The sequence below is a fragment of the Arthrobacter sp. P1_A5 genome (assembly GCF_056406825.1).
This window is the reverse complement of record NZ_JBFTZL010000051.1, coordinates 1-21,840: the sequence shown is the minus strand read 5'-3', so window position 1 is coordinate 21,840 and position 21,840 is coordinate 1. Positions and strand designations below refer to the sequence as shown.

The 21,840-nt window shown below is 63.7% G+C and carries 19 protein-coding genes and 2 pseudogenes; 10 read left to right on the top strand and 11 right to left on the bottom strand.

Annotated features, from left to right (window positions below; genetic code table 11):
- The 6 genes from AC1D1S_RS09895 to AC1D1S_RS09870 all read left to right on the top strand — a co-directional run.
- The coding region (locus AC1D1S_RS09895; protein WP_476994336.1) for a fumarylacetoacetate hydrolase family protein at positions 1-953 on the top strand (953 nt) is incomplete at its 5' end.
- Positions 953-1,561 carry a cupin domain-containing protein gene (locus AC1D1S_RS09890; RefSeq protein ID WP_459384521.1) on the top strand — a complete coding sequence of 203 codons (609 nt, stop codon included), beginning with the start codon at positions 953-955 and terminating at the stop codon, positions 1,559-1,561. The genes AC1D1S_RS09895 and AC1D1S_RS09890, both read left to right, overlap by 1 nt.
- Entirely contained in the window at positions 1,558-3,528 is a 1,971-nt protein-coding gene (locus AC1D1S_RS09885) for an acetoacetate--CoA ligase (protein WP_476994335.1), read from the top strand. Before AC1D1S_RS09890 ends, AC1D1S_RS09885 begins: the two co-directional genes overlap by 4 nt.
- Before the next feature lie 141 nt (positions 3,529-3,669).
- Positions 3,670-4,260, top strand: a complete 591-nt coding sequence (gene hxlB, locus AC1D1S_RS09880) for a 6-phospho-3-hexuloisomerase (RefSeq protein WP_476994334.1) — start codon at positions 3,670-3,672, stop codon at positions 4,258-4,260.
- A gap of 111 nt (positions 4,261-4,371) precedes the next feature.
- Positions 4,372-4,995 (top strand): 3-hexulose-6-phosphate synthase, encoded by a 624-nt coding sequence (hxlA, locus tag AC1D1S_RS09875; protein ID WP_476994333.1) that lies wholly within the window; start codon positions 4,372-4,374, stop codon positions 4,993-4,995.
- A 415-nt stretch (positions 4,996-5,410) separates the two neighbouring features.
- On the top strand, positions 5,411-5,596 hold the full coding sequence (locus tag AC1D1S_RS09870; RefSeq protein WP_476994332.1) for a hypothetical protein: 186 nt from the start codon (positions 5,411-5,413) through the stop codon (positions 5,594-5,596).
- 140 nt (positions 5,597-5,736) lie between these two features.
- On the opposite strand, the gene AC1D1S_RS09865 is transcribed toward AC1D1S_RS09870, so the two are convergent.
- Complete coding sequence (locus AC1D1S_RS09865; RefSeq protein ID WP_230009662.1) at positions 5,737-6,651, bottom strand: LysR substrate-binding domain-containing protein; 915 nt, start codon at positions 6,649-6,651, stop codon at positions 5,737-5,739.
- 143 nt (positions 6,652-6,794) lie between these two features.
- Between AC1D1S_RS09865 and AC1D1S_RS09860 the strand changes: the two genes are divergently transcribed.
- Genes AC1D1S_RS09860 through AC1D1S_RS09850 form a run of 3 tightly spaced genes read left to right on the top strand, consistent with a single transcriptional unit; the run spans position 6,795 to position 9,695 of the window.
- Positions 6,795-8,090, top strand: a complete 1,296-nt coding sequence (locus AC1D1S_RS09860) for a cytochrome P450 (RefSeq protein ID WP_476948570.1) — start codon at positions 6,795-6,797, stop codon at positions 8,088-8,090.
- A gap of 27 nt (positions 8,091-8,117) precedes the next feature.
- Positions 8,118-8,441 (top strand): 2Fe-2S iron-sulfur cluster-binding protein, encoded by a 324-nt coding sequence (locus AC1D1S_RS09855; RefSeq protein ID WP_028276580.1) that lies wholly within the window; start codon positions 8,118-8,120, stop codon positions 8,439-8,441.
- Between the two features lie 15 nt (positions 8,442-8,456).
- Positions 8,457-9,695, top strand: coding sequence for an NAD(P)/FAD-dependent oxidoreductase (locus AC1D1S_RS09850; protein ID WP_476994331.1), 1,239 nt, complete (start codon positions 8,457-8,459; stop codon positions 9,693-9,695).
- Between the two features lie 540 nt (positions 9,696-10,235).
- Here the strand turns inward: AC1D1S_RS09850 and AC1D1S_RS09845 are convergent.
- The 5 genes from AC1D1S_RS09845 to AC1D1S_RS09825 form a co-directional block, all read right to left on the bottom strand.
- A complete protein-coding gene (locus AC1D1S_RS09845) occupies positions 10,236-11,531 on the bottom strand; it encodes a Dyp-type peroxidase (RefSeq protein ID WP_476994330.1) in 1,296 nt (431 codons plus the stop codon).
- Between the two features lie 102 nt (positions 11,532-11,633).
- Complete coding sequence (locus tag AC1D1S_RS09840) at positions 11,634-12,548, bottom strand: bile acid:sodium symporter (RefSeq protein ID WP_476994329.1); 915 nt, start codon at positions 12,546-12,548, stop codon at positions 11,634-11,636.
- Positions 12,549-12,755: 207 nt separating this feature from the next.
- Positions 12,756-13,238, bottom strand: coding sequence for a hypothetical protein (locus AC1D1S_RS09835; protein ID WP_459384529.1), 483 nt, complete (start codon positions 13,236-13,238; stop codon positions 12,756-12,758).
- A 642-nt stretch (positions 13,239-13,880) separates the two neighbouring features.
- Positions 13,881-15,203 carry a DUF2252 domain-containing protein gene (locus tag AC1D1S_RS09830; RefSeq protein ID WP_476994328.1) on the bottom strand — a complete coding sequence of 441 codons (1,323 nt, stop codon included), beginning with the start codon at positions 15,201-15,203 and terminating at the stop codon, positions 13,881-13,883.
- 476 nt (positions 15,204-15,679) lie between these two features.
- Positions 15,680-17,332, bottom strand: coding sequence for an MFS transporter (locus AC1D1S_RS09825; protein ID WP_476994327.1), 1,653 nt, complete (start codon positions 17,330-17,332; stop codon positions 15,680-15,682).
- Between the two features lie 1,188 nt (positions 17,333-18,520).
- On the opposite strand from AC1D1S_RS09825, the gene AC1D1S_RS09820 reads away from it, so the two are divergent.
- Positions 18,521-18,898, top strand: a complete 378-nt coding sequence (locus AC1D1S_RS09820; RefSeq protein ID WP_028275079.1) for a hypothetical protein — start codon at positions 18,521-18,523, stop codon at positions 18,896-18,898.
- Between the two features lie 258 nt (positions 18,899-19,156).
- On the opposite strand, the gene AC1D1S_RS09815 is transcribed toward AC1D1S_RS09820, so the two are convergent.
- From AC1D1S_RS09815 to AC1D1S_RS09795, 5 genes and pseudogenes are all read right to left on the bottom strand, one after another.
- The gene (locus tag AC1D1S_RS09815) at positions 19,157-19,567 is read right to left on the bottom strand and encodes an HAAS signaling domain-containing protein (protein ID WP_476994326.1); all 411 of its coding nucleotides are present in this window, start codon (positions 19,565-19,567) and stop codon (positions 19,157-19,159) included.
- A gap of 133 nt (positions 19,568-19,700) precedes the next feature.
- Positions 19,701-20,398, bottom strand: a pseudogene (locus AC1D1S_RS09810) (NlpC/P60 family protein).
- A gap of 299 nt (positions 20,399-20,697) precedes the next feature.
- Positions 20,698-20,904, bottom strand: a complete 207-nt coding sequence (locus AC1D1S_RS09805) for a hypothetical protein (RefSeq protein ID WP_476945904.1) — start codon at positions 20,902-20,904, stop codon at positions 20,698-20,700.
- A gap of 476 nt (positions 20,905-21,380) precedes the next feature.
- Entirely contained in the window at positions 21,381-21,635 is a 255-nt protein-coding gene (locus AC1D1S_RS09800) for a hypothetical protein (protein ID WP_476994325.1), read from the bottom strand.
- A gap of 23 nt (positions 21,636-21,658) precedes the next feature.
- Positions 21,659-21,840: pseudogene (locus AC1D1S_RS09795) on the bottom strand (carbohydrate ABC transporter permease); the annotation flags it as partial.

Here is a 21,840-nt window from a genome sequence, read left to right as displayed (position 1 = left end):
AGCCGGAGCAGGGCCGGGTTATTGACCTTGCCCGCGCCTATGCCTTGACGCTGCAGCGCAAGGCTGCCGAGCCCGAGCGCGCCCGGGCTCTCGCCCTGGCGGTGCTTCCCGGAAGCCTGGCGGCGGGAATCGGCGGAGGCGCCGTATTCCTGGACGCCGCACACGCTGCGCTTGCCGCGGCCGACGACGCTTCGCTTGCCATCGATGAGGTCTCGTGGCGGGCGGCGGTCGACGCCCCGGTCATTCGCGACGGGCTGACCTTCGAGCAGCACATCCAGAACTTCCACCGCATTGTCGCCAAGGCACAGCCGGCAAGGTCGATCTACGAGCGTCCGGGGTATTTCAAGGGCACTACGGCCATGTCCTATGGCCACAACCAGGTTCTGCCCTACCCCGACTTCACCGAAGCCCTCGACTGGGAACTCGAGGTCGGCTACGTCGTGGGCAAGTCCGGAAGCGACCTGACCCCGGACACGGCGCTGGACCACCTCTTTGGCATCACCGTCTTCAACGACTTCAGCGCACGCGATATCCAAGGCGCGGAAATGGCGATCGGCATGGGCCCGCAGAAGTGCAAGGACTTCGGCTACGGCATTGGCCCCTGGGTCACCACCATGGACGAAATCGATTCCATCGAGGGACTGCGCGGCCAGGTCCGCGTCAACGGGGAGGTGCTCTCCGACACCAAGGTCGAGGACTTTGTCTACACCCCCGCAGAGCTGCTGGCCTACGTCTCGATCTCCGACCGCCTGCAGCCGGGCGACCTCATCGGATCGGGCACGATGGGCTTCGGCGCCGGCGTTGAAATCGGAAAGTTCCTGAAGCCCGGCGACGTCATTGAACTCGAGCTCGAAGGCGTCGGCACGTTGCGCACACCGATCTCCACCGAACGCCAGAAGGCTCCCTGGTGGCCCGAGCCGCGCACCTACCCGCACGAAGAATGGGTGGTCTGATGACCCGCCCCCCAGTACGCCGCATCGTCACCGGGCACGACGACCAGGGACGCGCCATCATCCTCTCGGACGGTGCCGCGCCCAACCACTGGTCCTCGGAAGTGATTCCGGGATTCGGTGCCACCGTGCCCTGGCTGACCGCGGCCGGACGCATCGACCACGTCACCGACGCGGACCCGGCCGCGGCCGACTCCGAGATTCCCAGCTTCCCCGCTGCCGGCGAGACGATCCTGCGCATTGCAGACTTCCCGCCGGACGCCGTCTATCCGGACGAGGCGGGTTCGGTGATCTTTAGCGAGCTCGACGGGCACGACGAGGCCGAAGCAGGCGCCGAGCACAGCGGCTCCAAGCACTTCTGGTTCCATCGCACCGACTCGCTGGACTACGCTGTCGTGCTCGAGGGCGAGATCACGCTGCTGGTCGACGAGGGTGAGGCAACCATGCGCGCCGGCGACGTGGCCGTGCAACGCGCCACCAGCCACGCGTGGTCCAATCGCACCGACCGCACGGCCCGGGTCCTTTTTGTGTTGATCGGAACCGAGCCCCTCACAGCATCCCAGATCGCCGAGCGACGCAGGGAAGCTTCCCGGCCCTTGGAGAGCGCATGATCCTCAACGCCCACGCCGCAGACGGCGAAGTGATCTGGGAGCCCGACCTCGAACGCAGCGCGGAGACCGGCATCGGGCAATTCGCCGCCTTCCTGGGCCGGCAAGGCATTGATGTCAGTGCAGGCTACGACGAGCTCTGGCAGTGGTCGGTGGATGAGCCGGAACAGTTCTGGGAACTCTTTGCCCGGTTTGCGGGAGTCGAGTTCGGCGGTACGGCAGGACCGGTCTGCACCACTGACGCCATGCCGCACACGCGGTGGTTTCCGGGACGCACMCTCAATTTCGCCCGGCACCTGCTGCAGGGCCACGAAGGAATTGCGCTGGTGGGCATCGCCGAGGACGGGACGCGCGAAGAGGTCACCTGGGACGCGCTGAGGCGCGAGGTGGCATCCCTCGCCGCGCACCTTCGGGACCGCGGGGTGGGCCACGGGGACCGGGTCGTCGGAATCCTTCCGAATGTTGCCGAAGCCGTCGTCGGGCTGCTCGCCACTGCCACTATCGGTGCTATTTGGTCCGTCTGCGCCCCTGAGTTCGGCCCGGGTGCGATCGTTTCGCGGTTCGCCCAGCTCGGTCCAAAGGTCGTGATCGCCGCGCCGGGCTACCGGCTCGGCGGGAAAGACCGGGACCGCCGTGGGGAGCTGGGGGAGATCTTCGCTCAACTTCCCACCCTCGAGCACATCATCTGGGTGGGGCGGCATACATCTGTCCCGAGTGTCCCAACCCGGGTTCCGGCCGTGGACTGGGCACAGGCCGTGGCCGAATCGGCGGAGCTCGTCTTTGACGACGTCGAGTTCAGCCACCCCCTGTGGGTCCTGTTCTCCTCCGGGACAACGGGCATTCCCAAGGGCATTGTGCATGGCCACGGCGGGGCGCTGCTTGAGGAAATGAAAATGCTCCTCATCCACTCCGACCTGCGGCCCGGGGACCGTTACCTCAACGTGGCCTCGACGAGCTGGGTGCTGTGGAACGCACTCGTCTCCGCACTGGGCGTGGGGGCGACGGCGGTACTCGTCGACGGAAACCCCACCTTCCCGTCGATCGACCGGGTGTGGCAGATTGCCGCAGCCGAGCAGGTCGCAGTCCTCGGTGTCGGTGCGGGATTTGTCCATTCCTGCGCGAAGGCCGCACTGCTACCGATGCGCGACCACGACCTGGGCGCCCTGAAATCCCTTCAGGTCACCGGATCGCCGCTCTCGGCCGACGGCTATCGCTGGGTCTACGGCAATGTAGGCGACATCTGGTTGAGTTCGATGAGTGGTGGCACCGACATCGCCTCCATCTTCGTGGGAGGATCCCCGACACTGCCGGTCCATGTCGGCTACATCCAGGCTCCGGCCCTCGGGGTGCGCGTGGAGTCCTGGGATGAAGCCGGCAATCCCACCCGGGGCAAGGGCGAACTGGTGGTGACCAAGGCAATGCCCTCGATGCCGCTGAGCTTCTGGGGAGACGATGGCAGCAGATACCACGAGAGCTACTTTGCGATGTACCCGGGCGTGTGGCGGCACGGGGACTACATCGAGTTMACGCACCGGGGCATCCTCATCCACGGCCGTTCCGACTCGACCCTCAACCGCAACGGGCTGCGGCTCGGTTCGGCAGACATCTACACGGTGGTCGAATCGCTGCCGGAAGTCGCCGAGGCCCTGGTTGTCGGTGCCGAACTGGGCACTGACTACTACATGCCGCTGTTCGTCCACCTAGCCGACGGCGCCAACCCGGACGTGACCCAAGAGGCGATCACAAGATCAATCCGTGAGAACCTCTCCGTCCGATACCTGCCCGACGAGATTGTCTTCATGCCCGGAATTCCGCATACCCGCACCGGAAAGAAGCTGGAAGTCCCCATCAAGCGGCTTCTGCAAGGAGCGCGGCTGGAAACGGTCGCGGATCTCGGGTCGGTGGATGATCCCGTGCTGTTGGAAGAATATGCCCGGTTTGCCCTTGAACGGCAGACGATATCACCGTAGGCGGCACCGCTACCGGCTTCCGACAGGTTCGGCCCGCCGTAATGGGTGATGGGCGCCGGGACGTATCGAGGATAAAACATCCAGCGACTCAACGGCTGGCTAAATACGGCTCACCCCGTCAAAGGAGAGACATTGGGAACCATGCCAACAGCAACACCTGTCAGCCAAAAAACCGCGGGCGCCATCGGCCACAGCTTCACTCTGATCCGGGGCGAGGTTGGAGAGACGGCAGACTGCATCAATGAACAGGAACTTGCCCACCTGGCCACCCATCTCACCACCGTTAACCGGGTGTTCGTCGCAGGGGCAGGCCGCAGTGGACTGGTTCTCAGGATGGCCGCTATGCGGCTGATGCATCTCGGCCTCACGGTCCACATCGCAGGGGACACCACCACTCCTGCAATCCGCGCCGGGGATCTGCTGGTGGTGGCCTCTGGATCCGGAACTACCTCAAGCGTGGTGAAGGCGGCAGAAACTGCGGCAAAGGCCGGTGCAAAGGTGGCCGCATTCACTGCCAACACAAACTCCCCACTGGCTGCAGTATCCGACATGCTCGTTGTTATCCCGGCCCCGCAGAAAACCGACCACCAATCGGGTGCGTCTCGGCAATATTCCGGAAGCCTCTTCGAACAGGTGCTATTCCTCGCCACCGAAGCGGTGTTCCAAGCCCTCTGGGAGGAAACCAGCATTTCTGCCGAACAGCTCTGGACCCGGCACGCCAATCTCGAATAGCAGGACTCATGATGGCGACGACGGAGGCGACGACTGATCCAGCGGAAACACCGGTCAACAACTCACCCCTGAATTCCTTTTGCCCAACATTTCCTAAAGAAAGAGCCGATCATGAAACTCCAAGTTGCAATGGACCTCCTCACCGTCGAAGACGCCCTCGAATTGGCCGCCAAAGTAGCCGAATACGTGGACATCATCGAACTCGGAACACCCCTGATAAAGGCTGCAGGCCTCTCCGCTGTCACCGCCATCAAGAATGCCCACCCCGACAAAATCGTTTTCGCTGACATGAAGACCATGGACGCCGGAGAATTGGAGGCCGACATCGCCTTCAAAGCCGGCGCCGACCTGGTATCAGTCTTGGGCAGTGCAGACGACTCGACCATCGCCGGCGCCGTGAAAGCCGCCCGTGCGCACGGCAAAGGCATCGTTGTGGACCTCATTGGGGTATCCAATAAAGTCTCCCGCGCCAAGCAAGCGCGCGCCCTTGGCGCCAAGTTCGTGGAATTCCACGCCGGCCTTGATGAGCAGTCACAGCCCGGCTATGACCTCAAGGGGCTCCTGGCCGCCGGCGAAGAAGCGCGCGTCCCCTTCTCAGTAGCCGGAGGAGTAAACCTCTCGACGATCAACGCTGTCCAGCGGGCAGGGGCGGACGTGGCCGTAGCGGGCGGCTCAATCTACGGAGCCGCGGATCCCAGCCTGGCCGCCAAAGAACTGAAGGCCGCCATCATCTGACGCTTCCTTTCCATCACCTGCGGCGGCCGCACGTGCAAAACGTGCGGCCGCCGCATCCAACCCACTCACAAGGAACCGGAGGGACAAAAAGTGAGTATGCGATGAATGCTGGAGTCACGCTTCAGCCACGGCCCACCCAGCGGCCCATCCACCAATGGGAATACCTGAGCCCAGGCGACGGCGTCGAGGTGTGTCTGGGGGATCTCCAGTACGCCGGATGGGTAGACGCGGTCGGAGACCGCGGGCATCTGATTTGGGTGATCGAGAACGGAACGGCTGACCGCCGGCTGTTCCTGCGCGGGGATGGCGTCACACTATGTCCCATCTGACGTTACTCCCCAACCCGACTCCGACCAGATCCGCGGTACACGACCAAAGCCCTTCCCTCCCGGAATATTCGGAAGAGCGGCGCGAGGTGTCCACTGCTGACCCAAAACTTGTCGACAAGTTACTGAACGAGGCTGAGTCGTCGCTCGTCGAAGTGGCTCTGAGCCGCCGGCCCGCCGGCATTTTGGTCACCCGCCAGCACGCAGGCCGGTACGTTCTAGAACTCAGTGAAGAAGTGCCGTTCGGGGAATCCCGGGAGCGGTCCGCCTGGTAAGAGAGCGTTCCTGCTTCCGGAACCACGTGGTCATTATCCAGGCGTCCACTCGAGAGCCAGCACGCAACGCAGCCTGAAACCGTCCAGGAATGGGGCGGGCGCCGACCATCGGTCTTGAGTCTTCTTGCGCCCGGCGGTCGCTATTCGGGTTCAATGGCGTCCAGGACCTCGACTGCATATTGGATGACAGCCAGTGCCCGCGCAGTCAGCATCGTTTCCTTTGGCCAGACCGCAACGACGGAGGTCTGGCCGGCGCGGGGGCGAAGGTGCCGGGTCACGAGTCCCTTGCCCTCGCTGGAAACCGGGATTTGATTGGGCCGCGACATCAAGAGGCTGTAGCCGAGCCCCCGCCCGACCATCGCCCGGACAAGATCGATTTGCGGGACTACTGCACCCACGTTTGGCTTGAGCCCACGCTGAGCGAACATCAACTGCGTATATTCCGTGCTGGGGGCCGTGTTGAGCATGATGAGTGGCTTGGTCGCCAGATCAGCGAGATCCACGTCGTCTTCTTCAGCAAGTGAATCGTTGGCCCCCAGAACGGCCATGACTTCAGTCTTGTAGATCACCCTGCGCTCCACGTCCGCTGGCAAGCTAATGTCGTAGACGATGGCCGTGTCCAGGGTTCCATCTTCAAGTGCCGGCAACAGGTCGGCGTGGTCTCCTACCGTGATGCTGATTTCGACTTTGGGGTGCAGGCTTGCCATGCCTTCAAGCACGGCGGGCAGGACGTTGCTTGCCAGGCCCGTATAGCAGCCCAGCGACATCGGCCCCTTCAGCTCGCCGCGGATCTCACCCAATCCGTCTGCCAGTGCGCTGGCCTCGCGAAGCAGTTCCCCGGCCCGCTTCGCGAAGTGGCGCCCAGTCGGCGTCAGGTGCATGCCCCGGGCCTTCCTCCGGATGCACAGTTGTTCCCCCAACGCTGCCTCCAGCTCGCTGATGGCATGCGAGAGCGCGGATTCGGAGATGTGGAGCTGTTGCGCCGCGGATCCCAGGGTGGTGTGTTCCGGCAGTGCGGCGAAGAGTTCGAGCTGACGAAACGTGAATTTCGGCACGAATATCACTTCTCCTAAAGAATCGAAATACTTCTACTGATATTCGCAGTTTACTAGAGAAAGATTGCCTGTGACACTGATTACACAAGGAAGTGCCAGTAGGACCGGCTACACAACGACGTGCCAGTAGGAGTAAGACAACAATGACGACACAAGCCGCACAGTGCCCCTACCACGGGAACTCGGAGACCCGAAGCGATGACGCGGCCTCGGTGCCCGGCAGCAGCGATCAAGCTCGCACCACCGCTTCGCAGGACGCCGCCGACTACGCCGTGGCTGACTGGGTTGACGTGGCTGAACTTGCATCGGATCCCTACCCGACCTACGCCCGGCTGCGGGCAGAGTCGCCGGTCGCCTGGGTTCCGCAGCTTAACAAGTTCCTCGTCACCAACTACGCCGGCTGCCACACGGTGGAACAGGATCAGGAGACCTTCAGCGCCAACGTTTCCGGTGCCACGATGACCCGGGCCATCGGTGCCCAGCCGATGCTGCGCAAGGATGATCCGGAGCATTCAGTAGACCGGGCACCGGTAAATCCTGTGCTTCGTCCCAAGTCCCTCAAGGAAGTCTGGGGCCCCGTCTTTGAGCGCAACGCCGAAACCTACCTTGAGAATGTCGCCGAGCTTGGCCCAGAGGAGGCAGACCTGAACCGGGACTATGCCGCACCCGTGGCCTCGCAGAACCTCATCGACCTGCTGGGGCTGAAGGATGTATCAGTGGAACAGGTTCGCCGCTGGTCCCACGACTTCATCGCGGGCATGGGCAACGTCCTGGACGATCAGTCGATCTGGGACCGGTGTGACGCTTCGACCGCGGAGGCCGACGCTCTACTCAAGGAACTGATCCCCTACTACCGGCAGAATCCGGATGCCTCGATGGTGTCCGCGTTCGCAAATAGCGGGCTGCCAACATCCAACGTTGCAGCGAATGTCAAGCTGACCATCTCCGGCGGAATGAACGAGCCCCAACACATGGTCACCAACATGGTCTGGGCCCTCAGCAGCCACCACGAACAGCGGGCGCAGGTCCTCGCCGACCCCTCGTTGTGGGCGTCCGTGTTTGACGAAGCCGTCAGGTGGCAATCACCGATCGGCATGTACCCGCGCCAAACGACCCGGGAAACCGTCCTCGAAGGGGTCCGGATCCCCGCCGGCGCCGGGATCGGCGTGGTCGTTGCATCCGCCAACCACGACGCCGCCCACTTCGGCGCCTCTGCAGCAGACTTTGATATCCATCGGCCAAAGCGCCCCCACCTCGCTTTCGGCAGCGGCGTCCACCTCTGCGCCGGGCACTGGGCCGCAAAGACCTCCATCGGTCAGATTGCCGTACCGATGGCCTACAAGCGCTTCCCAGGGCTTCGTGTAGACGAGCGGCGGAATGAGAGCTGGGACGGCTGGGTCTTCCGCGGCCTGACCAGCCTTCCCGTCACCTGGAACTAAGAGCACCCCCGAATACAAGGAGCAACGATGCCCACCGTCACCTACACCCAGCCAAACGGCACCCAGCAAACCCTCCAGGTCGAGGAAGGCACAACACTGATGCGCGCCGCCGTCAGCAACGGCATTGACGGCATCATCGGCGAGTGCGGAGGGCAGGCCATGTGCGCCACATGCCACGTCTACGTGCGGCCGGAATATGCCGAGGCGTTGCCCGAGATCAGCGACGACGAAGACGAAATGCTCGACTGCGCCACCGCGGAGCGGATGGACAGCTCACGGCTGGGCTGCCAGATCAAAATCGACGCAGAACTCACAGGGATTGTCGTCGACATCCCTGCCGGCCAACTCTAGAAGCGGGGCAATGACATGAGCGTTGTCATCATTGGCGGCGGACAGGCCGGCCTACAGGTCGCCGATACATTGCGGACCGAGGGGTACGGGGGTGAGATCCATGTGATCGCCGAGGAATCCGGACTGCCCTACCAGCGCCCGCCGCTGTCCAAGGACTACCTGGCCCCGGGCCAGGAGCCGGCTCCCTTGCCGCTGCGCGGAGCTTCCTTTTTCGTGGACAAGAACGTCACACTCCATGAAGGCGCCCAGGCACTCGCCATCGACCGGGCGGAACGGAAGGTCAAGCTCACCAAAGGTTCACTCGATTACGACCACCTCGTTTTCGCGACCGGTGCCCGAAACCGGATGCTGAGCTGCCCGGGCGCATCCCTGTGCGGCATCCATGGACTGAAAACCCTGACAGATGCAGAAGCGCTGCACACGGCGCTGCCCACCGCCCGCAATATCGTCATCATCGGTGCCGGATTCATCGGACTGGAATTCGCCGCCGCCGCCCTGGCCCACGGATGCAGCGTGACCGTACTGGAATTCGCGCCTCGCCCGATGGGACGTGCACTGACCCCCGTCATGGGCGAGTGGTTCGCAGCCGCCCACCGTTCACAAGGCGTCGACCTGCGCCTCGGCGAAGGCATTGACCGCTTCGAGCCCGGCGCGGATGGCCGCGTCGGAGCCGCAGTGTCCACCACAGGGGCTTCCTATCCTGCTGATCTGGTCCTCGTGGGCATCGGCGTTCAGCCCAACGACACCCTGGCCTCGGACGCAGGCCTCGAGACCAGCAACGGCATCGTTGTCGATGAAACGCTGCGCACAGCGGACCCTGCCGTTCTGGCGATCGGCGACTGCGCCAGTTTCCCCAGCCCACACGCCCAGGTCCGTCTGCGTCTGGAGTCGGTCCAGAATGCCACCGATCAGGCCCGTCATGCCGCCCGCACGGTCCTAGGGGCTAACCACCCGTACACGGAGCTGCCTTGGTTCTGGTCCACACAGGGCCCATACCGGCTGCAGATGGCAGGGCTCGCACGACCCGATGACGACACGCTGGTCCTGGGTGATCAGGCGGCAGCTAAGTTCTCCGTCCTCTGCTTCAGGGACGGCGTCCTCACGGCTGTGGAATCGGTCAACGTGCCAGCGGACCATATGGCCGCCCGCAAACTACTCGCCGCCGGCACGGGCATCACCCGCGACCAGGCAGAAACCGAGGGGTTCACCCTGAAGGCTGTCGCAAGCACCCCGTTAGTCCCAGTAGTCGCCTGACAGGGATTACATGTCTCCGCCCCCGACAAATCCCCGTGATCATGGTGATCATCCCGATTTCAAGGGAGACGAATTTTGTCAGCACAAAGAAGGGCCGTATCCCTCCGTGCCGGGATACGGTGTGCAGGCTAAGGGCGCTGGAAGCGATGAAATTGGGGTGTGTACATTGTGCACATTTTGGGCTTCTCATCGGGGCGTATGTGGGTCGGATCGAGCCGGATTCCGCATGTGGAGTCTGGTCTGGCGGCTCCCTCTCTTGGCTTAGACAGCGGTGTTGCTGCTCACTCCTTCATGGCCGGGAGCGCTTGGAACTGCATGACTTGGGATCAGATCCTTAGGGTTATCCCTGTTGGCAGCCGGAACTGATTGTGTCAAGTATTTCTGGCCCCAGTGGAGCAACTGAAACTGGCCCCACCTGCAAGCGATTGTGTCAGGCAAATCCGCCCGGTTACGCAAGGTCCGACGGGACCGACTTGCCGCAGCATGCTCGGCGCGGCGCAACCGGACCGGCGAGCTGTGGGCGAGTGACCGTTCCGGCGATCAGCCCTTGGCGAGCAGGCGGAGCGCCTGCAGGCCTGGCAGGAAGAGGTAGGCGCCTCCTTTGACGGTCGTGAACCGTGGCAGACCGCGTAGTGTTTTCTTGAGCGGTTTCTTCTGGATGGTCATGTTGTAGGTGCCGTCGTGGTCGCCCGTGATCGGATCCTTGTCATGATCCAGTCCCTGGAATTTGGGTGCGTTGATCCATTCTTTCTGCACGAACTCGAACTGGCGTTCCAGGTTGGCGCAGCCGAAGAAGATCGCCAGCCCGCGATCTACACCGTCGTCCGGGCTGTGTTCAGGGAGCGGCGGGCCGTAGGGGAGTCCCGTGCGGATGAGTCGCCGGCGCAGCATGTTGTTGATCGTGTCTCGTGGGTTGACGCGCCGGATGTGGGCGCCGATTGGACAGGCCAGTCCGCGGGGGTCCATTTGGCCATAGTCGAAGTTGTTATTGCGCTGCGGGTCGGCAACCAGTTCCGGGTTGTCCTGTTGGGGCGCCAGTACCAGTGGGGCGCCGCTGCGCCAGCGGCCCATCAGCTTCGCGGCCAGCAGTTCCTCCTCGTCAGGCGCGGACGCGTGTTGCCGCAGAAACTCCCGGAAGGCAGCGACGTCCTGGTACAGCTGCCGGTAGGCGAGGTAGGTGCCGTTGCGGCTGAGCCACTCTGGCTGCGGGAGCGTTGGGACTGAGCCGGTTTCGTCGGGATAACCAAGCACGAACTCGCCGGGTTTAGCGGCGGGACCGTTGCCGGGTGGTGGCTCGATGCCGGTGCCCTCGACGTAAACCTTGGATATTCCGTCCTGATAGCCGAAGTGCTCGCGCCCCGACGCGGGCAGCGCGACGTCCAGCTCGGAAAGGACGCCGACGCCCGGGCATGCGGCGAGAAGAGACTGGTGCTCCTCAATGCGCCGTGCGCGTTCGGTGGGGTCGGTGGCGACGAGCATCAGCAGCGCATGGAGGTCGGGGCTTGCCAGGCCACCCACCCAGTGATCGGAATGGCTCGCGCCATGATCGCCCAATTGTTCGGCACGTGCCGGCATGCCCGCGCGGAAGGGTTCAGCAAAGCTCGAGAGCGCTGCTTCGTCGATGCCCAGTACGCGCAGCCCGTTGCAGGTCAGCGCCAGGAACACACACGACCCGGACGCCCCGCTCCCGGGATCAGCAACGGCGACCTGGTGGACGACCCGGGAGAGGAAGCCTCGTCCGTCGTCGGGGCGGCGGAACGTGAGGAAGCTGTATCGGCCACAGGGCATGCGCGTTTGTCTGAGCAGGAGGCCCTGGATATCGTCGAGCTCGAGCATGAATGCCCTCCTACTCACGGGACAATGCGCTATTGCGTTTGCTCTCCCTGCGTAGCGTCAGCGGCCACGGACCGGTCAGAATCGTGGGCGCCAACCGCCGGGTCAGGGTGTCGAGCCTGTACCCAGGGACTCCGCCTGCGGTTCGCCTCCGGTCTCGGGGGCGGGGCGATGCCGTGCCAGATACGCGGCGACGGCCACGCCCACCGCGAGTCCGACAAGGAGAATGCCGGTGAGCGCGCCGAGGATCTCTGGGTCGTTGTTGAAAGCGATGCCGACCGCGGCGAACACCGGACCGGCGTTGCGTGCGGGGGCTAATAAGCCCGCGGTCGTTCTGGTCACGAGCGAACCGCTGGCGACAAGCGTGCCAATCCCAAATGCGACCACGTTGAAGAGGAGCGCTGCCAGTAGTGCGAGCGAGCCGACCAACGCGGTGATCTGCTGCCAACTGCCGAGCAGGGACAGGGCGAGCACCGTTAGCAGGGCCAGGTTTGAGACATTTAGCGCGGGCGCTTTCCACTGTGTCGCCGTCTCCGGCGCCCAGTTCCGGAGCGCCAGACCCACCGCAAACGGCAGCAACTGTAAGACGGCCACCGTCAGGACCAGGCGTCCAACAGGAAGCGAGATCCCCCCGCCGAGCTGGGCAGCCGTGAAGATGGCATTAGCCGTCGGTGCGAACGTCAAGCTGCCTAGGGCGGCCAAGAGGACCTGCAGCGAGGCGCCGGTGACTACATCGCCGCGCTGGATCATGGCCAGCTTCGCGGCAAACGGAGCGCCCGGTGAGCATGCCAGCAGAACGAGCGCAACATAGGCCGGCGTGCCAAGAGAGAGGACCGCTGCCGTTCCCCAACCAATCAATGGCACCAACACAAGGTTCGCCACAAGAACGAGGAGGACAAGCTTCACATTGCGAAACGTTGCTCCCAGCGCCCCGAGTGTGGTGCCAAGTCCCGCCGCGAACATCGTGGACGCGATGAGCACCACCACGAATGTGTTCAGCAGTGCATTGATGACGTCCATGACCCGTCCTTCACCGCCGGCAGTAATGCCGTCCCCTCATTGATCCAGAGTTATGACCTTCTCAGCCCCGGCTCGAACACACGCCCCATGCAAATCAGATGGGCGTGGCGCGGGGAGCATGCGGGCTTTGTCGTGCGAGATAGGCCCGTACCAGCACAGGTGCATGGGCGCATGCAGCGGCCGCCGGGGCGTCGGGTTCGCCGTCGCTCACTGGAAGTCTTCCAGCACAGCCTCCACGTTGCGCCGGATGCGCAGCGCCTTTTTGATCTCCTTAACCGTGACCCCCGGGTAGGCCGAACCCAGGAGAATTTCGGGGACCTGATGGGACTTCCAGAAGTCAAAAAACCCCTCACGATCATTCGGCCCCGGCCAGTCCTCGCAGTAGCGCAGGACCGCATCGAATCCCTGCGCGCCCTTAGTAAAGGAGAAGAAATCGTCGAGATAGGCTTCGGCGTCGCCATCGAAGTGGCTCGTGAACATGAAGTAGTCGCCCGGGAGGATCGCCACGCGCACAAAATGTACCGTGCCGACCTGGGCGATTGCTCCCTCCGGATCTCCGAGGTTCTTTGCATTCGCTACCACCGCTTCGCGAAGCGCATCCGCCTGCCCCGGCTTGATTTTCGCGATGAGCGTGAATCCGTTCGTTGTAGGCGCTGAGGTTTCGACTCCCACGCGCTCCTGTGTAGGCATGGCTTCTCCTTCTGGGCAACAGAATTACGTCTCGAGTAATTTGGAGTGGCTTTCCTCGAAAGCCAGAAATTCATGGCCATCGCCGTCCCAGCCATGGACGAGGGTTTAACTCCAACGATCGTCCCCTGCGCGCGGTCGGTCAAGACCCGACCAGAGTCAGCAATGAGCCCGGCAATCTCGTCGTGCCCGTGGGTGTCGCTACTGAAAGTACCTGCCTCGCCAGGACTCTGACAGGGGCCTGTCTACCTGCCCGACGGAGTGTCTCCTGTCCACCACCGAATCGCGCCCACCTCCAACTGCACGCACGCCCCGCCCGCGAGAAACCCACGGCGTGGGACAGCCCGGACCACGCAGATCGAAGCTGCCAACGGCTCTCCCGGGCGCCGGCAGCAGCCATGGAAGCCGGAAAGGCTAAGCCAGCCGCTCGGCAGAATACACTCGCCGGCCGGAGCGGTAGGCAGGGAGTGCTATTGGGGTTCGTCGGATTGGGCGGGCTGCGCCACGGGCGGAGGGATTGTTTGGAGGCGCCGGCGGCTGCGCGGGGGATCCGTCCCATCACGAACAATGCACAGATCTGTTCTTTGCGTTCAACACCGTGGCAGTTCCGGAGCCAGGCGGCAGCCGGGTATATGGGTCGCCACGCTACACCCCTGTTTCAGCAGGCAGCCGCCCCGATTGAACCGCCCGCTGCAGTTGCTCGTAGTCGGCTTCCGTTTGGTCTGCATAGCTTCTGGCCCAATCGGCCATCGCGTCGTCAAAGACCGGATTACGTCCCAGATATCCGAGGATGAAGGCGCCGCCGGGGCTTTGGGAGTGGGCCCGTGCGAGCAGCCAGCCGCACAGCCTGGCGTATTCCGCGGTCGCCTCCGCATTCATTTCTGCCAGCGTGAAGGACCCCTTCATGTCGCGGAATTGCCGGATATAGAAGTCCCGCTGCAGCCCGTCGTCCCCCGTGACGTCCTTGATCCAGCCCAGGAACGGGTCCGATTGCGCCTGGAGGATTCGTTGGGCTCCCACTACGCGGTATCCCTGTCCGCGCGTGGTCAGGGAAGAGGCGACACCTTCCGGTGGGTTGGGCACACGGCCGTGGGTCGCCAGGACGGATTCTCCAGCTTCCTTGGCTTGCAGAAACAGCGGCTCGCCCGCGGGACCTTCAAACAGCAGCACCAAACAGCGGGTCCCGACGCTGCCGACCCCTACGATCCGATGTGCGTAGTCCACGAGACGGTACTGGCTCAGCAACAGCGCCGTATCCTCGCGAAGGGTGCTCCGGTACTGGTCGACAAGGCGCTGGACCGCTTCGAAATCCATGACCGGCGGATGCAGGACGATCGGCGGTTGGTCGACGATCCGTGGTTCGCCTCCTTCATCACGTGTCGTCAGTTTGGTGAGCACCTGCTCGGACGTCCGCTGCCGTGCCTTTGTCTCCTCAGTCTTGATTCGTTTGTGCGCCGGGGTGCGCTGCGCCGCAAGGAATTCCGCGTCCATTTGGAAGTAGTAGCGTTCTGTCACGGTGTGGTTGTACAACACCCTGAGGGCTTTGTGATAGCTGCGCACGCAGGCCTGCACTGCCGTGCGGCATTGTTCCTCCGTGTGCGAACTGTTCCGCCCGTTCAACCAGACACTCGCAGCGAGGCGCTTCACGTCCCACTCCCACGGTGCGGGGTAGGCTTCATCGAAGTCGTTGAGGTCAAAGATCAGATGTCGTTCGGGACTGGCGAAAAGACCGAAGTTCGCCAGGTGCGCGTCGCCGCTGGCAATGAGCATGTGGCCGGTGACCCGTGAGTCGGAGAGGTCGTGAGCCATGACCGCCGCGGCCCCGCGGTAGAAGGAAAACGGGGTTTCCAGCATCCGTCCCACGCGCACCGGAATGAAGTCCGGGAGGCGGGTGGCGTGCTGCCCTTCGAGGATTCCGACGACGTCCCGCTCCGGCAACGCCAGGACGGACTGTTCACTGCGGGGCAACGATTTTCGTGCCTGCCGGCCTGCCGCCCGGGCGCGGGCAATGGAATCCTCATGAGCCGCGTCTGAGGGTTTCACGGCWGGCGGGGGGTGCTGGCGAGAGGCGCAGGGCACGTGCCCGACTTGTTGACTGCCAAAGATTCCAACCACTGGTTGGCGCGCATGGCCGGATATTACCATAAACCCTTTCGCGCCGGGTCCATCTCGCGGTCACGTCATGGCGCTGGCGGACCACCGAGTCTCACCTCTAACGGCAGGCACACCGCGCCCGCGAGGCGCAGGAGCGTTTCGACGTGCCGGGACAGCAGGCGTCCGTCGCCTGGAAGGACTGGCGGGACGTCCTCGGCGTGGGGCAGCCCGGGCCGCGCAGTTCGAAGCTGCCAACGAGTCCACCGGGCGCCCGCAGTCATGGAAACCTGGAAGGCGAAGCCCGCCGCTCGGCAGAATGCACTCTCCGGTCAAACGGTGGGTGGGGAGTGCTATTGGGGTTCGTCGGGCTTGGCGGGCTGCGCCTCGGGCGGGGACTGTTTGGAGGCGCCGACGGCTTCGCGGGGGATGCGTCCTGTGACGAACAAGGCGCAGATGGCCAGCAGTGCGGTCAGTGTCAGCGCAACCTGCAGCGCCTCGAGCCGCGAATCGTGATTGACGGTCATGATGGCATCGGYTGTCTCCTGGTCCACGCCGGCGTTGTCCAGTGCGGCCTGTAGTTGGGTGTCCGAAATGAACGGGACGCCGGTGGCCAGTTGGACCGAGGCCTGTTCCTGCACTGAGACAGGCACCTCGGGATTGTTTTGGATGCCGGCGATGACGGAGGCGCTCAACGTGGCGATGAGTGCTGACCCGATCAGGGCGGTGCCCAGAGAGGCTCCGAGGTTGGTCGCTGTGTTCTGGAGCCCGCCGACCTCAGCACTCTGCGAGTCCGGCACCGCGGAGACCGTGATGGCACCGAGTTGGGAGGACAGCGACCCCAGTCCGAAGCCCATCAACAGCATCGGGACGGACACGACGGCGGCGTTTGCGCCGGGGTCCATCCCGGCCGCGAGGATGAGGATGCCGATGATCATCAGCGCCAGCCCCACCCGGACGACGCGGCGGGGGTTGGCCCGCGGCCAGAGCTTGGGGATTCCTGCAGCGGCCAGGATCAGCGCCACGGACAGCGGGAAGATCCGGATTCCGGTCTCCAGTGCGTTCAGCTCGAGTACCACCGAAAGGAACAGCGGGACGGTAAAGAACACCCCGGCCTGCACCAGGAACTGGGCGAAGAAGACGCTGAGCCCGCCCGTGAGGCGCTGGTTTTGGAACAGGCTGGGATCGATCAGTGGGTCGCCGCCGGTTGCGGCCAGGTGCGTGGTGCGCCGCATGAATGCGTAGAGGACCAGCAGGCCGCCGATCAGCAGCCAGGCAACAGGAGAGAGTCCCAGGATCGTTGGTCCGCCGGGCTTGGGCTGGATCCAGCCCCACTCGGCCGAACGCAGCACGCCATAGACCACCATGCTTAGTCCGGCCACGGAGAGTGCGGACCCCACAAGATCGAGCCGGGCCTGGGCCGGTGGAACGTCGTGGACCTTGCGCAGGACCAGCAGGATGGCCAGGACGATCACGAACTCGAAGAGGAAGACATACCGCCAGGAGGCAAAGGTGGTCACGGCGCCGCCGATAAGCGGTCCGGCGGCGACCGCGATCGCGCCCGCGGCGGCGACGAGCCCGTAGGCCGCGGCGCGGCGCTCGGCCGGGAAGTTGGCCGCGACCATCGCAACGATGGCGGGCATGATCAGTGCCGCGCCGGCCCCCTCCAGGAAGGACCAGCCCAGGAGCAGCACGCCAAGGTTGGGGGCCAGCGCCGTCGTCAGCGAACCGGCAGCATAGATGATCAGGCCCAAGCCGAAGGCCCGGCRGCGCCCCATGATGGTTCCCACCTTGCCGCCGGTGATCATCAGCGACGCCATGACGAGCGTGTACAGGGTGATCGCAGTCTGGATGCCGGTGATCGGTGTGTCCAGATCGGCGGCCACCGTGGCCATCGAAACGTTCATCACCGAACTGTCCAGGGTCATCAGGAACTGGCTCGATGCCAGCACAGCCATGACCAGGCCGGTGCCGGTCCGTGCCGTTGCCGGGGCGCCGGTGTTCATGGTTTCGGTCGGGGCCGTGCGTCAACCGTCGCTGCACGCATGGATGCCATGCTCCGCGCACCCGAACTACCTGTCAAGCTACCTGTCTAGGGGGCGCCATGGTGCCCCCTTAGTCGCACTCTCCGCCACGAGTCGAAACCTCACCGGAACCTGTCCAGGAATTGGGCGTCCGCCGCCGGTGTGTGAGGTGCGGCTCGTGTCAGCGTTGCTTTGAGATGGCCAATTCGGGGTGTGTACATTGTCCACACTTTGGCTGTCGGACCGGGTCGTACTGGGGCCGGATCGGGCCGGATTCCGCATGTTTCCGGGGGAGTCCAGTGTTTGCGCGGGAGGGAATGCAGTTCGAGTCCCACTTCGGGCACGTGTTTCCCTGTTCAGGGGCTTGTGGGCCGCTGAGTGTGTACAAATCTCCTTTTATGGGCCCCTGCGGGGGCCCATTTTTGTTGATGCCCGTTGCGGTCTGGCGGCTCCTCCTCTTGCCTTGGACAGCGGTGTTGCTGCTTACTCCTTCATGGCCGGGAGCGCTTGGAACTGCATGACCTGCTGCGACTTCGGGATCAAAAACTCTATGGTCATCCCTGTCGGCAGCCAGAACTCCTGGGAAATTTTCGTTGTGTCCTCGGCAATGTTCTCGAGCAGCGGGCAGGAGCCGGGCCAACCTATCGCGTTTGGTGACGACAAGGGGCGTCGCCGGCTCGAACAGCCGCCACGGCTTTCGCTTGGTCCTGGCCGTTTCCTTTTCCTGTCGGTCAGCCATTGTCGAAATAGATCGGGCCCCCTGGGGACACCCAGCCAAAAAGCGCATTGCGTGGCGCTGTCAGGTCCTGTTCGTTGGTGGAGATCCGGGCGTAGCCCGATGATCTGCGCGGGCAGGGGTGCAACTGTCGCGATTGTCCAACCTGATCGGGACAGTTTTGCGGGCGGGGCATGCGCGAATCCAAGTTTCCAGTATCTGTATCTGATTTCTCGCAGCGCCAGTGCGGGCGGACGGTGTCGCGGTGGGGGACCGTCTAACGGGCGGTTCGCAAACCTGGAGCCGGCCTACCGATGTCATTTTCCGAAGTCGTCTGCACGGAACGTCACGAGTCCTGTGCACTACAGGAACAGCTCATCTGGGGCGGGGCGGGTCGAGCAAGGATCCAGCGGGCCCGCAGCCAAGTGTTTCGGGTGCATGCCACAATGAGGCCCATGACTCGAATCCTCATGATCGGCATCCACGCGCGAGCCCTCGACTATAGCAAGCTGCCTCCTGGCCTCGACGAGGCCACGATGACCGAACGGATCGAAGCGGGGTTCGGGGCCACTACGGCCGCCGGCTTCGACGCCGTCAACTGCCTGATCGGCACCTCCCCGGACGAGGCCGAAGCAGAGATCCGCTCGGCATTCGGTCGTGATCGTTTCGGCCTCGTGATGATCGGGGGCGGCATCAGGATGATCCCGGAGTACACCGAGCTCTTCGAGCGGATCATCAACGTGTGCAATGCGGAATCGCCCGGAATCACCTTCTGCTTCAACACATCGCCCGAGACGACTCTGGACGCGTTGGAGCGTCACGCCCAGCCGTGAACGTCTGCGACGCGATCCGGTGCGTCGACTAGCCTCGGCGTGTCGTGTCGGCGGTCATGAGATGCGCCTCTGCTCACGTGCGGCTGCGATGTATTGGGAATAGGGTGCTCGCCTTACGGGCACTGTTGCGACACGGAGCGACCAAAAAACGCCGCCACAGAGCGACCAACTCCACACAATAAACCCTGCCGTACATGGGCATCCTGATCTGAGCAAAAATTTGTGCACGGTAAGGACCGGCTTACGGGCGGTACATCGTCACTTCCGCCGGCTCAGATCCTCAGCTATCCGTTCGGGAAGCCGCCGCTGCAGCACATTGCTCCACGCGACCAGGGCGAATGTCAGGAGGACGGTCGCCCCAAGATAGATCAATGTCCCGGGGAAGCCGAGGGAGATGCCGAGGACCTGTCCTGTGAAGACCTTCGCGCCGATCAGGACCATCAGCACGGCGGCAGCAAGGTAGCCGATCTTGGATCCGCGGGAAACCGTGCTCCCCTTCGGAAACCGCTCTGCGTACTCCTTGGGGCTGCCGAAAGCATCTTCAGGACGCGCGCCCGTCTCCTGCAGGTGGCTCTGGAGTTCCCGGAGCAAATCGGCGACCTGGTCCTCGCTGAGCTTGCGCTGGCGGAGTCCCAGCGCAAGGGCTCTAAAGTACTCCAAGGTGGTCATGCCGGGTTCCCTTCCATTGTCAGTATCGCCGCTACCCTTGCCGTGAATTCCTGCCAAGCACCGGAGGTCTCGCTTAGCCAGGTCTCCCCTTCGGGGGTGATGCTGTCAAGTTAGAGGTTGGCGACTTTTCAGCCTAGCCGCCAATCCGGATGAAGACGGGGCCGGAGCCGACGTTCACGCTATACAAGACGGTGGTTCCGCCATTCCAGCCGCCGTGGACGGCCATGCCGTTGCCGACATAGACCGCGATGTGGGCCATGCCCAGACCGCCGTTCCGGTAGTAGACGAGGTCCCCCGGGCGTGCTTCGGCGGGGCTCACGATGCGGCCGAGGGACAGGTAACCTGCCGGCCAGCCGTGGTAGTGGATACCTGCCGCGGTCAGGGCGTTGGTGGCAAGAGCGGTGCAGTCCTGCGCCACGCCGAGCTGTGCATAAGCCGCGGCGGCGATGGTCGCGCCGGCGCTGCCTCCTGTGCCGGCAGGTGCCAGCGCAGCTGGGCCGCCGCCGACGCCGGCCTGGGTAGCTGCGGCGTCCTGGACCTTCACGACGGGCTTCTCGTAGGAGATCGCGATGGTGGACGCGGCCGAGGTCGTGGCCGGAGCGGCCGACTGGACTTCCAGCGCCGAAGCGGAGGTGGATTCGCGCTGAACGTTGGTCTCAGCAGCGTTGGCTGCGATTCCACTGGTCAGAACCAGACCGGACGCTGCGGCGATGCCGCGGCCTGACGGCCCATGCCGGAGGCGTTGTCGCCGACTGCCTTGGCAATAGCAGCCAGCGAGTTGGTCCAGGTGACCTCGGCGCGGTGCCGGGCAATGGTTGAACGAGTGGTCATTGAGTTCTCTCTCTTTCGTGATCCTTGGATCGCGCGTTTTTGGGCGCGGGCTGAGGACGCTCCGGCATCTTGGGGGCACGCCGGATCGCCCAGAAGTGGGTTACTTAGCGGGGGTTGTACTGCTGGGTTGTTTAGTGAGACCAATCCTTCCGCGCGGATTGAACATCCAGATCACCCCTAGCTCGATTCGATGTCTCGAAACCTCTGCGCCTCGAAACGATAGGGAACGTGAGCGCATGGTTATCCAGCAGGMAGTCCATAGAGCGGTTAGCAGGAGCAGGGGCTTGGGATGACGAGGGTTAGGCAGCCAGGTCCAGCTCATGTATGAGTCCGAACGGAACGTCGGGTGTGACGGCGACGGTAAAAGTCGAAAAGTCGTGACGCGTGATGAGGATTCCGCATCGCCTATAACTCGCCACGTCGGCAGCAACTTCCACTGCCAGGTCCAATTCGATGTCCCGGTGGCTTACGTCCTCTGCGAAGATGGCGGCAATTACTGAATGCATTCCAATCCTTTCTGTTGGTGATATCTCGCTGTCTCAGTGCATCTACGAGCACTGCCGCAGCGGTGGTAATGGGCCGCATCCCAGATGGGGACGTGACCCCTATTCGTCTTTGCTCCGGGTCTTCCTGGCCTGCGCGACGGCATKGGTCTCATCGTCCGGGGCTTGGTACAGCGGAAGTAGACCGGGACTTCCCATTGAAGGGGTACGGGCAGTGTCCGGCTTCTGCTCCCTGGCGGTGCCAGGGCGGGTGGATCGGCCCCATTGGGGCAGACATCCATGTAGGCCTACCCGGATAGGAGTGAGTGATTTGGCCCCGCTAAGGCAGGACGCCTGGTTGAGGTTCTTGAAGTGGGAGGATCCGCATATCGATGAGTGTGGCGGTCCCGCCGAAGAGTTCCGGAGAGATGATTGTGGCCGGAACTCTTCGTTGTTCGTGCTGGTCGTGGTTGGAATTGTCCAACAAGCTGCTCAGATTCCTAGTTCTGCCGGCTGGCCGTCCGGCGCGGCAAACGCCGGCGCAGCCGGATCATCCCGTAGAGCGCCAGCAGTGCCGCGAGCAGGCCCAGGGCCCAGAAGAGGGCCGGCTGGGCGGTCACCTCCATCCAGACGGTGACCACGAGCAGCACCACGGCCCAAAAGGCGAGGAACCCGATGATGAAGTCGAAGTCCTCCCCGGAGCGCACCTTTCGGCGCGTTGCCGGCACGTGGCCCTGGTTCTGGTCGTCGGTCATGACGCCGGCCCCACTTGACGCCGTCACTTAACCGCGCCGGCGGTGAGGCCGGCCACGATCTTGCGCTGGAACACCAGCACCAGGATGACCAAGGGAATGGTCACAATGGTGCCCGCAGCCATGATCGCGGTGTACGGAATCTGGTTCGGCTGCGCACCGGCGAAGCTGGCAATGGCCACTGTGACCGGCTGCGTCGCGTCGGACG